We start from the raw sequence: 12,683 nt of genomic DNA on the forward strand, positions 1-12,683 counted from the left end.
TTTGAAGCTGGCGCCTCCCGGCGGCACGGCCGGTTTCTTCGGCCATCCGCGCGCGCTCGGCTATATCGCGATTACCGAAGCGTGGGAGCGCTTCGCCCAGTACGGTATGCAGACGCTGCTGGTTCTGTATCTCGTCGATACGCTCCTCCAGCCCGGCCACATCGAAAGCGTGGCAGGTTTTGCGACCATGCGCGGCGCGCTCGAAGCGCTGTTCGGCCCGATGCAGACGACGGCCCTCGCCTCGGCGATCTTCGGTATCTATGGCAGCTTCATCTACCTGACACCGATCCTCGGTGGCTTTCTGGCGGATCGTTTTCTCGGGCGCACATCCACGGTCATTGCGGGCAGCATCCTGATGATCACCGGGCATTTTCTGATGATGAGCGAAGCGGCGTTTCTTCCGGCGCTGTTTCTGCTCGTGTTCGGGATCGGCTGCTTCAAGGGGAACCTCGCCGCGCAGATCAACGCGCTCTACGGCATGGACGATGCCCGCCGCGCCGATGCTTACCAGATCTACACGCTCGCCGTGAATGCCGGCGTCATCGCGGCGCCGCTCGTCGCAGGAACGCTCGGCGAGACGCTCGGGTGGCGATATGGTTTCGCGGCCGCAGGCGTGGGGATGGCTATCGGTCTCGGCGTGTATCTCGCCGGGCGACGCCATTTGCCGACAGACCCTTCGCCAAAGGCGCGCACGCGCCAAGCGGAACGATGGTCACTCTCGGCCGACGAATGGAAAGCCACGTTCGCTCTGCTCGCCCTGATTCCGGTGCTCGCGGTCGCTGCGATCGGCAATCAGCAGATGTTCAACGCGTATCTCATCTGGTCGGATACGTCGGCGGCGCTCAACGTGTTTGGCACGCGGATGCCGACGACGTGGCTGGTCACGATCGACATGCTGGCGTCGATCGCCTGCCTGCTCGGCGTGATGTGGTTCTGGAGGCGGATGGCGGCAATCGGCATCGCGCCCACGGAAATCACCCGGATCGCGATCGGCTGCCTGTTTTCCGTCGCCGCCTATGTGCTGCTCGCCGGCGCATCCTGGATGGCGGACGCGGAAGGCTCCAAGGTCGGCCTTGCGACGCTCGTGGTGTTCCACGTGCTCGGCAGCACGGCGTTCGCGCACATCTATCCCGTCTCGCTCGCCCTCTATGCGCGCGTTTCTCCGCCCGCGATCGTTTCGACGATGATGGGCATCTATTACCTCCACCTGTTTCTGGCGAACGGCACCACCGGCTGGATCGGCGGCTGGCTGGACAGGCTGGATGCGTCCGCGTTCTGGCTGATGCACGCGGGGATCGGCCTGCTGGCGGGTATCATGGTTCTTGCGATCGGGGCCGTGTGTCGTCGTACGCTTTCCACCGAAGTGCCAGCGTCAACGCGCCAAGACCTGCCCATCCGCCAAGGATGAGATATTCCACCGGAAACGCACTGCGCAGCAGTGGCGTCACGAGCGCGGAGGCCGCCATGGTGAGCGCCGCAAGGAAGGCGAAGCCGATCACGACATGGCCGCCCGGCACCACGAATTCGGGCACCTGCGCCTGCTTCCGCCTGAGCACGAAAACCGCCGCGCAGCACAGCACAAAGCAGATCACGATGCTCGTCGCGCTGGTATCGACGAGCATCCCCACGGCCCCGCGCCCGAGCAGCAACCCGGCCACGTTGACCGCCCCGATGATGAGGACGATCCGGTAGGGCGAGCCGAAATGCGGATGCAGGCGGGTCAATCCACGGGGCAGGAACCCCCGCCCGGCAAGGCCATAGAGAATCCGCGTTCCGGCGAAGTAGACACCGTTCCAGGTCTTGAGCAGCGAGGCGAGCAGGATCACGAGCAGGATGCGCGCAAGCGTGTCGCCCATCGGAAGGCCGCGCACCGCCTCGACCATCGCGAGATCCGCACCGGCGAGTTCGGACCACGGTTTCATCATCGCCGCCGCCGTTACAGCGAGACAGTAGAACAGCGCCGCCGCCACGATCGAGGCGATCATCACGCGCGCGATCGTGCGAAGCGAAATCCCGCTGGCGCGTTCCTCGACCGCCTGTGCGATCGTCTGGAAACCGTTGAGCAGGAACGCGCAGCTCGCGAAGATCGCAAGGCTGCCGTGCCACCACGGCGCACCGCCGGGCATTTCAGGAAAGGCAGGCCACAGCAGCGCAGGATCGCCTGTGCCCGCCATCGCGAAAAGGAGCGCCAGCGCGACAGCAAGGAAGCCATAGGTAAGCAGCCCCTGAAACCGTGCCGACGCGGCGCCGCCCAGATAATTGACGATCGTCATCAAGAGTGCGCCGGTCGTGCCGATCAGGAGCTGATTGCGCGTCACCGGCGCGTCGAACAGCGTGTAGAGCACAACGTCGTCGAGACCCGGCAGCAGCAGCTCGACCACCCACGCGACAGCGAGCCCTTCGAACACCGTGACCGAAATCCACCCGAGCGCGGTGAACCACCCGACGAAAAACGCAAGTCTGGGTCCGAACGCCGCCAGCGCGAACGTGAAATCCCCGCCTGTCTTCGGTACGCGCGCCGTGAGCTCGGCATAGCAAGCGCCGATACAGACCACGGCGATGCCGCCCGCCACAAAGCCGAACACGGCCCCAATCGGGCCTGCTTCGGCGAACCAGCGGTTCAGGATCACCACCCACGCCGAGCCGATGATCGAACCGAAGCCGAGCGCGAAAAGCTGAAAGCGTCCGATCCGGCCCGCAAGCCGCTGTCCCTCAGCCATGCCGTGTTTCCGCGGCCGTCCCTGCCATCTCCCACCCTTGCATCCGAAGTCCCCCTGAACACCCTATTGCCTATCCTCTGGCCAGCGCCAACAGCGCGTGCCGATCGGCAACCTCATTTTCCCGTTTCGCCATGCCGCACGAATCGGTTGCATCTTTATCTTTGATCAAAGATCAGTATTATGCAATCCAGCGCATAACGCCAACAAGGGGGGTAGAATGGGAAATCAGGGATATACACGCATCGCGAGCCGTCTGCTGATGGGGGCCGCGAGCCTGCTTCCGGTCTCACAGGCGATCGCGCCAACGGCCGCGTACGCCGCCGAAACCGTCGTCACCGACGAGATCATCGTGACCGCGACACGTCGCAGCGAAACGCTTCAAAACGTGCCCATGAGCATCCACGTGATGACCGCCGAAAACTTGCAGCGTCAGGCCGCTACGACCTTCGCGGACTATGCAACCTCCGTGCCCAACCTCACGTTCGGCACATCGGGAGAGGGAACGACCAACTCCCGCACGATCGCCATTCGCGGCATCGGCGACCGCAACACCACAGGCTTCTACATCGATGAAACGCCGGTGCCTGAATCGCTCGACCCCCGCGTTGTAGACGTGTCGCGCATCGAGGTGCTGCGCGGGCCGCAAGGCACGCTTTACGGCGGCCGATCGATGGGCGGCACGGTACGGCTCGTGACCACGCAGCCGGATGCGGGCGAGATGTCGGGGCGCGTTCATGCGGGCATCGCGGACACGCACGGCGCGGACCGGCCGAGCTACCAGTTCGACGCCATGATCAACCTGCCGCTCGTGCAGGACAAGGTCGCCGTCAGGATGGTCGGCATCCACCAGTATGACGCGGGCTTCATGAAGCGCGAGTTCGGGCCGGAAGGTGCGACGACGACGGTCGACAACGTCGCGCGGACCCGAACGAACGGCGCCTCGATTGCGATGCTGTTCAAGCCCACCGAAGATCTCAGCCTGACGCCGCGCGTGCTCTATCAGGAGACGCAGATGAACGGCTATCCGTTCACGGACCTCACGCTTCCGGGCTCGGGGCCGGTGGTTCTGGAACCAACGTCGCTGATCCAGCGCCGGCAGTTCGACGTGCCCGAAGCTTCGCGCGACAAATGGCTGCTCGCCTCCTTCGATATCAAGCTGCAGCGTGATTTCGGCACGTTCACGTCGGCGAGCTCCTATTTCCATCGGCGCTCGCGCGACATCGACGACCAGACGGATTTCATCGCGGCTGCCTTCGGCATTCCCCCGATCCCGACCACGGTGGAAGTGCGCAACAACCGCGACAACTTCATCCAGGAAATCCGCTTCGCATCTTCATTCGGCGGACCGTTCGAATTCGTCTCGGGCCTCTATTACGCCCACAACAAAGGCAAATACGCCTATCCGCCCAACATCATTCCGGGCCTCGACGCCGCCTTCGAGGCGGCAAACGGTTTCCCGCTGGGCACCGACCTCGCCTACGTTACCGAAAATCCCGTGAAGCAGGTCGAAAAGGCGGCCTACACCGAGATCACCTACGAGATCGTGCCGCAGCTTTCGGCCATCGCAGGCCTGCGTGCATTTCATGTTCGCACGACCTCGTCGAAAACAGCGGACGGACTCGCCAACGGCGGCCTTACGGTGGTGCCGGAGAAGAGCAGCAGCGAGAGCGGCGTCACGCCGAAGTTCTCGCTTCAATACAAATTCGCCGACGACAACCAGATCTTCGCGACCGCCGCCAAAGGTTTCCGGCCGGGCGGTGTCAATGCGCTGATCCCCGCCTCGTTCGGCTGCCTAGATGAACTCGCCGCGCTCGGCCTGTCGAACGAAAGCGTCCAATCGTTCAAGTCGGACAGTGTGTGGAGCTATGAAGCCGGCGTGAAGTCTCGCGCGTTCGATCGTAAGCTGACGCTGAACGCCACGGCCTTCCGCATCGACTGGAACAGCATTCAGCAACTGGTGCGCCTGCAATGCGGCTTCGGTTTTAGAGGGAATGCCGGCAAGGCGAAAAGCGAAGGCATCGAGATCGAAGCGACGCTACGCCCAGTTGAAGGGCTGAGCCTTGATGCCGCATTCGGCTACACCGACGCGAAATTCACCGAAACCGTGCTCACCACGCGCCGCGCGAAGGGCGACCGGGTGCCGGAAATCGCGAAGTATACGGCCAGCTTCGCGGCGTCCTATGATTTCCCACTGAGCGATACGATCGACGGATTCGTCTACGGCGACTATCGCTACATCGGCAAGAGCACGAGCGGCAACAATGCGAACACCGATCCCGATACCGGTACGCTCATTCCGCGCATCCGGCCGAGCTATGAGATCATGAACGTGCGTGGCGGAGTTCGCTTCGGCAACTACGAGATCGCGGCCTATGTGAAGAACCTCACCGACGAGCGCGCCAGCCTTTCGGACAACGTCGCGGCGGCAGTCGAAGCGCCAGGCCGGGCGCGCGTTTACATCAACACGCCGCGTTCGATCGGCATCGAGGCAAGGGTGAACTTCTGAGCTTCCGCAAGGATCGTTTACGCGTCGGCCTCGTCGGCATCGGCGGCGTCGGGCGTCTCCATCTGGAGGCGTACCGGCGTTCCGCCGCCGTCGAGGTTGCCGCACTGTGCGACGCTGATCCGAAACGTGTCGCAGAGGCGGCGGCGACGTGCGGCGCCGCCGCTTATACCGACCACCGGGACATGCTGGCGGCGGAACCGCTCGACATCGTGTGCATCCTTACGCCGCCCGCAGCTCGTCTCCGGATCGTTGCCGATGTTGCCGCTGCAGGCCATGCCATCCTCGTCGAGAAACCGATGGCGACCACCCGCGCGGACGCCGAGGAGATGCGGAGACTCTGTGAAGACGCCGGCGTCCCGCTCAGTTACGGGGCGAGCTATCGCCATCTGCCTGCCCTGAAGCAGGCGCGCGACTTGATCGCGGAAGGCGCGATCGGCAACGTGATCCTGCTCCGTGAGGATTTCGTCGGCGGGCACGGGCCATCGTCGCGCGCTGCGCTGCCGCCGTGGCACTATCCCGAAGGCGGGATCGGCGGCACCGGCATGGGCCTCGTCGATCACGGTGTTCACCTGATCGATGCATTCGCCTGGCTCGCGGATAGCCCCGTCGCGTGGGCAAGCGGACGCGGCAATCGTTCGGGCTATCCCCTGGAAACCGAATATGCAGTGCTCGGCCTTGCGAACGGGGCGACAGGGCACTTGCTTTATCAAGACGGCACCTGGGCGACACAGCTACCGGCTGAAGGCCAATTCAGCTTGGGAGCAAGCTGGGACGCGGACGGCTATCATCCGGGCGGCGCATGGCAGGCCTATCCGGGCAGCATCCATGTCCACGGCACGCGCGGCGCGCTTCGCATATTCCACTATGCGCACGCATTGTATCTGTCGGATGCGGAGGGCACGCGCCAGATCGTGCTCGACGGCGATCCGCCCCCCGACCATTTCCGCGCGCAGATTGACGCCTTTGCGGGTGAACTCCGGGGCGGTGTACCGCCGACAACCGGTGCCGATGCCGGGATCGCCGCTCTTGCCGTTCTGGAAGCGATTTACGCGAGCGCGGGCAGGAACGTCCCCATAGAGTCGCAGACCTGATAAGGGCGGGACCAATCCCGCCCTCCCCTTTTCACCGATCAGAACGCGACACGGTCGCCGCCCTTCAATGCGAGCATCTCCCGCGCTTCGGCGGGGGTCGCGATCTCGAGCCCCAGTTCCTCCAGGATCGATCGTACTTTCGTGACCTGTTGCGCGTTGCTCGTCGCAAGCTCCCCCTTGCCGATGTAGAGACTGTCTTCCAGACCGACGCGCACGTTGCCGCCCATCGACGCGCATGTCGTCACGAAAGGCATTTGGTTGCGACCAACGGCGAAGCAGGACAAATAGTAATCCTCGCCGAACAGACGATCCGCCGTGTTTCGCATGTGCGCGAGATGATCAATGTCCGCGCCGATGCCGCCAAGAATACCGAAGATGCACTGCACGAAGTAGGGCGGCTTCAGCAGGCCTTTGTCGGCATAGTGCGCCAGCGTGTAGAGATGGCCCACATCGTAGCATTCGAATTCGAAGCGCGTGCCGCAACCTTCGTGGAGCTCGCGGATCACGCGCTCGATCTGTGCAAACGTGTTCGATTGCGGCGCGGCATGAGAGCCCTGCAGGAATGGCTTTTCCCATTCGTGCTTCCACGGCTGCTCGCGCTCCGCGAGGCCAAACACGCCGAAGTTGATCGAGCCCATGTTGAGCGAGGTGAGCTCCGGCTGGAAGCGGACCGGCGCTGCAAGGCGGTCGTCCATCGTGAACCCCGGCGCCCCGCCGGTCGTGAGATTGAGCACGGCGTCGGTCGCCTGCTTGATGCGCGGGAGGAAGGCCGCGAACACGTCTGGGTCGGGTGTCGGACGGCCATCAGACGAATTGCGCGCGTGCAGGTGCACAATCGCGGCGCCCGCTTCCACCGCCGCAATCGATTGTTCGGCGATCTCGTCTGGTGTGATCGGCAAGTACGGCGACATAGACGGCGTGTGGATTGAGCCCGTGACGGCGCATGTGATGATCGTTTTTCGAGATTTACGCATGATTTTCCCCTGTGCAGGACACGCACCGGGTTGGCGCAAACCATCGCGAACGTCAATACTATGATCTATGATATTTGATCAAAATTACTCATCATCCTCCGCGAACGGGTAGGACTTGTGATACCAGCGCGCCGTGCGCTGAATGATGCTGGCCATCAACTTCGCCGAACGCGCACCGTCGTGCGCCGCCAGCGCGGCCAGCAACTCTTCCTGCGTCTTGAGCTCTGCTTCCATATATTCCTGCGCGCCCGCACCGCCCGCCTGGCTGTGCGTCATCATGGGCCCGAAGCGCAGCCACACGGATTCGATAAGCGCGAGCATCTGTCGCGAACCCGCCTGGCGGTAGATACCGAAATGATACTGGTGATTGGCCCACAACGCCGCTTCCGGGTTCTCGCCTGCCGCCGCTGCGCGAAGCCTCGCCTGCCCTTCCGAAATCTCGGCGAAGATCGCGTCGGTCATAGCAGTGGCCGCCTTGCGGCAACAGTGCGGTTCAAGGAGCATACGGATCTCGATGATCTCGTCGAACTCCGCGCGCGTCAGAGACGGAACACACACGCGGCCACTCGGCAGATTGACCAGCGCGCCTTCGGCCACCAGCCGCTGCACCGCCTCGCGAACGGGCATGATACCGGACCCGAGCTGTTCGGCGAGCAGCTTCACCGTCACGTGCTCACCAGGCTGGAAGCGACCGGTCACGAGTGCCCGACGGAGCTCCGAATAGCTCTGATCCTTCAATGTATTGCGATGCACCGGAGCAAACCGGGTCGCGCGCGCGGCAGTCGTCATCGACGATGTCCCTTTCGGTTTTTCTTTAGGACGACACTGCTGCTGCTGTCCATCGCTGCGCTCAGCCCTCCCACTCCGCACCGCCACAAACCCCGATGAACTGCCCCGTGATGTGCCGCGCTGCGGGCGAGGCGAGGAACACCGCGAGGTCGCCGACCTCCGCCGGGTCGATCCAGCACCGCATCGAGACGAAGCGCAGGATCTCCGCCTCGACATCGGCGACCGTCCGGCCCTGCTCTTCTGCCGCTTGCGCCACCAGCGCGCGGCCGCGCGGATTGTCGATGAGGCCGGGGAGGATGGCGTTGCAGCGGATGTTGTGCGGGCCGAGTTCCCGGGCAAGGTTGGCGGTGAAACCCATCAGCCCTTCCTTCGAGGCGACATAGGCTGTCCGGTTCGGAAGGCCGGTGCGCACCGAAGCGGTGGAAATGTTGACGATGGTGCCCTGCCGCGCGGGCTTCATAAGGCGTATGGCGCGGCGCGTCACACGCATCGCTCCGGTCAGATTCACCGCGAGCGTGCGCTCCCATTCCGCATCGTCGATATCCTCGATCGGCCCTCGGGGTCCGCCGATGCCCGCGTTGTTGACCAGGACGTCGAGCTTCGGGCCGACAACGTCGAACATCGCGGCGACGTCGGCTTCGTCGGATACGTCCGCGTGCGTTGCGGCAATATCCGGGCGCGCCTCGGCGAGCGCTGCGATCGCCGCTTCGGAAACGTCGCAGATGCGGACATGCGCGCCGGCATCGGCGAAGCGTTCCGCAATCGCGCGGCCGATGCCGGACGCACCTGCCGTCACCAGAACCTGTCTCGAACTGAAAACTGTCATATGTGTCCCGATCAATCGGCGGTGTTCAGGCACACGACCGATACGCTGCGGGCAGAGAAGACCCGCTAGATATTATTGATCAAAGATCATATCACAAGTCAACCACACGATCAGGGACGCTTGACGACATTCCCGCCGATCATGACGAAATCGACCTTCCGCATCAGTGCGATATCCTGCACGGGATTGCCGGGAACGGCGATGATGTCCGCCGCCATGCCCGCGCCGATGCTGCCCTGACGATCGGCGATGCCGAGGAATTTCGCGGGTTCCGACGTCGCAGCGCGGATCGCGGCCATCGGCGGCATCCCTGCGGCGACCATCAGCTCGAACTCGCGCGCGTTGTCGCCGTGCGCGGACACGCCGCTGTCGGTGCCGAACATTATCGGCACGCCAAGCCGATAGGCGCGCGCGAACGTGCCCGACATCAGCGGGCCGATCGCCGCAGCCTTGGGGCGCACGATATCGGGAAGCGCACCGGGTGTTTTTGCCTGCTCGGTAATCCAATCCCCGGCCATCAGCGTCGGCACGAGATAAATGCCCTTCGCCTTCATCTGCCGCATGGTCTCATCGTCGAGGTAGGTGCCGTGCTCGATCGTGGAGACACCGGCCGCAACGGCGCGCCTCAACCCATCGAGGCCATGCGCGTGCGCGGCGACATGCATCCCATAATCACGCGCCGTGGCGACGATCGCGGTAAGTTCGTCGGGCATGAACTGCGCATTCTGGCTGTTCTTCGCGAGGCTCATCACGCCGCCCGTCGCCGTGATCTTGATGAGATCGGCGCCCTCCTTGTAGCGCTGGCGGACCGCCTTGCGCGCTTCGTCCGCACTGTCCACGACGCCTTCGGTCGCGCCTGGCGTCTTGAGGCCGAGTGCCGGCGAAATTCCGTTGGTGGGATCGCCGTGACCGCCCGTCGACGCGATCGCCGCGCCCGAGGTGAAGATATGCGGCCCGACGACATCGCCGCGATCGATCGCCTTGCGCAGCGCGATCGATACGCCATACGCATCGCCCAGATCGCGGACGAGCGTGAAGCCGGACATCAGCGTGACACGCGCATATTTTTCGATCTTGTACGCGAAATCCGCCGGGCCCAGCAAAAAGGGATCCGTGTAGCTCGCCGGGCCGCTTTCGGAGGAAAGATGCGTGTGCATGTCCATGAGACCCGGCATCACGCTATGGCCTGAGAGGTCGATCAGCGTGTCGCCCGTGCCCGGCGCGACCTTCCCGGCCGCCACGCGCACGATGCGCCCTTCATCGACAACAATCGTGTGCGGGCCAAGCGGCGCATCCGCTTTGCCGTCGATCAGGTTTCCCGCCTGAATGAAAGTCGCCGCGCCCGCCGCCTGCGCCAGCGGCACCAGCAGTGCCGCAAGAATGATCGCGCTCCGCCTGTTCATGATTCCTCGCCTTCCCTTGCTACGCGTTTTCGCGCCACACGCCCTAAAGTCGGCGAGTATCGCACCACATGACCAAACGGCACCCTTTTTTGACATCGCGGCATCCGGACTGTCCGACACACACGCCACGGGTCATCAGGAGCGTGATTGACGAACATGAATATCCAATTATGATCTTTGATCAATATTTGGAAGGGGGATATATGCCGAGGGCCAGTTTCCGGACGACATCGCTCACCGCGCTTGCAGCGCTCGCCGTTTTCACCGCCCCAGCCGCAGCGCCGGCCCACGCCGCAAGCAATCCGCCGCTGCAGCCGATCGACGTGTTCGCGCTCGAGACCGGAAACGATCCGCAGATCTCGCCCGACGGCACACGTGTCGCCTACGTGCGCGTGAAGGCCGACATCGTGACGGACGCCTATCAGCCGATGCTGTGGCTGATCGATGCCGACGGCCGCAACCATGTGCCGCTCACCAAGATCGAGGAGGCGGCGAGCGATCCGCGCTGGTCGCCGGACGGCAAACGGCTTGCCTTCGTGGCCACGCGCGCCGGCGCGCGCCAGATCGTCGTGCGCTGGATGGACAGCGGCGTCGAGACCACGATCGGCGGCTTCCCCGGCGCGCCCATGGGCCTCGAATGGTCGCCGGACGGCAAGACGCTCGCCTACGCGATGCACGTTCCCGCCGCGCCGAAGAGCTACGGCGCGCCCATCACGCCCCCGCCCGGCGCGACATGGAAGCCGGGGCCTATCGTCGTCGACAAGGCGATGTACCGCCAGGACGGCGCGGGCATCATTCCACCCGGCCGGATGCATATCTTCACGGTTCCGGCGACCGGCGGCACGCCCCGCCAGATCACGACCGACGAATCAGGCGCGTTCCCGCTCATCGGCAGCCCCTATGCCTGGACGGCGGACAGCAAGGCCCTGGTGGCGGCGCTTAACCGGAACGACGAGAACGCCATTCTGAAGGGCAAGATGTTCGACACGGGGCTGTACCTGCTCCCCGTGGACGGCAGCGCAATGAAGACTCTGATCGACCGCGACGGCCCCGAAGCCTCCCCGCAGGTTTCGCCCGACGGGCGATACATTGCCTATATCGGCGCCGACGAGGCAGGACGCTGGCACACGACCACGCGGCTGATGGTGCTCGATCGGAACAGCGGCGAACGCCGCGTGCTCACAGCCGCACTCGACCGCGACGTGATGGCACCGCGCTGGGCCGCAGACGGGCGCGGCGTCTACGCCTATTACGCCGATCGCGGCGAGAACCGGCTCGCGCTCTTCGACCTGAAGGGCGGCCGCCGTGAGATCGCCGAAGGGCTCGGCATGGCACACATCGCCTATACGGCGGAGCCTGCCTTCTCGGTTTCGCGGACCGGCCGTGTCGCCATGCAGTGGGCGGCCCCGGATTCGAGCGGCAACATCGCGCTCGCGGGCGCGGGCATCGGCAAGGCGCGGTCGATTACCGGGCTGAACGACGCGCTGTTCGCCGGGCGCGCGCTCGGCCGTGTCGAGGAGATCAACTATCGTTCGTCGAAAGGCGACCTCCCCGTGCAGGGCTGGCTGATCTATCCGCCGGACTTCGACCCCGCGAAAAAATATCCGCTGATCATGGAAATTCACGGCGGCCCCAACGCCGCCTACGGCCCGCGTTTCGACATCGAAAAGCAGCTGATGGCAGCAGCCGGCTACGTGGTCTTCTACCCCAATGTGCGCGGCAGCACCTCTTACGGCGAGACCTACGCCAATCTCATCGAAAATGCGTTTCCGGGGGACGAGTTCGACGACCTGATGAGCGGCATCGACGCGGTCGCCGCGCGCGGCTTCATCGACAACTCGCGTCTTTATGTGACGGGCGGCTCGGGCGGCGGGACGCTGTCAGCCTGGCTGATCGCACGCAGCGAACGCTTCCGCGCGGCCGCCGTACTCTATCCCGTGATCGACTGGCAGAGCCAGGCGCTGACATCCGACATCCTGCCGCTGGTCTTCAAGGGCTTCTTCTTCGGCACACCGTGGAGCCAGCCGGAGGATTACCACCGCCGTTCGCTGCTCGCCTCGGTCGACAAGGTGAAGACACCCACCATGGTGATGACGGGCGAAGCCGACTACCGCACGCCGATCTCCGAATCGGAGCAGTATTTCGCCGCGCTCAAATACCACGGGGTCGAAAGCGTGTTCGTGCGCGTTCCGCTCGAAAACCATGGCATCCGAATGTTCCCGAGCCACTTCGCGCAGAAGGTGGCCGGGGTGATCGGCTGGTTCGAAGCGCACAAATAAGCGTGCTCCGGCGCCTGTTCAGGCGCCGGCCTGCCGGATCATCTGCTTGGCGATAATCGTCTGCTGAATCTGCGAGGTGCCCTCGTAGATGCGGA

Annotated in this window: 9 protein-coding genes; 4 read left to right on the forward strand and 5 right to left on the reverse strand. The window is 64.2% G+C overall.

Annotation, left to right across the window (positions count from 1 at the left end; translation table 11 throughout):
- Position 1 precedes the first annotated feature (1 nt).
- The gene (locus AAC014_RS05330; RefSeq protein WP_339705118.1) at positions 2–1,408 is read left to right on the forward strand and encodes a peptide MFS transporter; all 1,407 of its coding nucleotides are present in this window, start codon (positions 2–4) and stop codon (positions 1,406–1,408) included.
- On the opposite strand, the gene AAC014_RS05335 is transcribed toward AAC014_RS05330, so the two are convergent.
- Positions 1,314–2,720, reverse strand: a complete 1,407-nt coding sequence (locus AAC014_RS05335; RefSeq protein WP_339705121.1) for an APC family permease — start codon at positions 2,718–2,720, stop codon at positions 1,314–1,316. The two genes, AAC014_RS05330 and AAC014_RS05335, sit on opposite strands and share 95 nt — an antisense overlap.
- A gap of 217 nt (positions 2,721–2,937) precedes the next feature.
- On the opposite strand from AAC014_RS05335, the gene AAC014_RS05340 reads away from it, so the two are divergent.
- Positions 2,938–5,226: a TonB-dependent receptor gene (locus tag AAC014_RS05340; RefSeq protein ID WP_339705124.1), complete on the forward strand. Its 2,289-nt coding sequence runs from the start codon at positions 2,938–2,940 to the stop codon at positions 5,224–5,226.
- Positions 5,227–5,288: 62 nt separating this feature from the next.
- Positions 5,289–6,317 carry a Gfo/Idh/MocA family oxidoreductase gene (locus AAC014_RS05345; RefSeq protein ID WP_339705357.1) on the forward strand — a complete coding sequence of 343 codons (1,029 nt, stop codon included), beginning with the start codon at positions 5,289–5,291 and terminating at the stop codon, positions 6,315–6,317.
- Positions 6,318–6,355: 38 nt separating this feature from the next.
- On the opposite strand, the gene AAC014_RS05350 is transcribed toward AAC014_RS05345, so the two are convergent.
- From AAC014_RS05350 to AAC014_RS05365, 4 genes are all read right to left on the reverse strand, one after another.
- Positions 6,356–7,291 carry a 3-keto-5-aminohexanoate cleavage protein gene (locus AAC014_RS05350; protein ID WP_339705127.1) on the reverse strand — a complete coding sequence of 312 codons (936 nt, stop codon included), beginning with the start codon at positions 7,289–7,291 and terminating at the stop codon, positions 6,356–6,358.
- 84 nt (positions 7,292–7,375) lie between these two features.
- Positions 7,376–8,080 (reverse strand): GntR family transcriptional regulator, encoded by a 705-nt coding sequence (locus AAC014_RS05355; RefSeq protein WP_339705130.1) that lies wholly within the window; start codon positions 8,078–8,080, stop codon positions 7,376–7,378.
- Positions 8,081–8,141: 61 nt separating this feature from the next.
- Positions 8,142–8,906 (reverse strand): SDR family oxidoreductase, encoded by a 765-nt coding sequence (locus AAC014_RS05360; protein WP_339705133.1) that lies wholly within the window; start codon positions 8,904–8,906, stop codon positions 8,142–8,144.
- Between the two features lie 110 nt (positions 8,907–9,016).
- Positions 9,017–10,309, reverse strand: a complete 1,293-nt coding sequence (locus AAC014_RS05365; protein ID WP_339705136.1) for an amidohydrolase family protein — start codon at positions 10,307–10,309, stop codon at positions 9,017–9,019.
- 203 nt (positions 10,310–10,512) lie between these two features.
- Between AAC014_RS05365 and AAC014_RS05370 the strand changes: the two genes are divergently transcribed.
- Positions 10,513–12,588 (forward strand): S9 family peptidase, encoded by a 2,076-nt coding sequence (locus AAC014_RS05370; RefSeq protein ID WP_339705139.1) that lies wholly within the window; start codon positions 10,513–10,515, stop codon positions 12,586–12,588.
- Positions 12,589–12,683: the final 95 nt, after the last annotated feature.

The organism is uncultured Sphingosinicella sp., assembly GCF_963974575.1.
GTDB lineage: Bacteria > Pseudomonadota > Alphaproteobacteria > Sphingomonadales > Sphingomonadaceae > Sphingosinicella.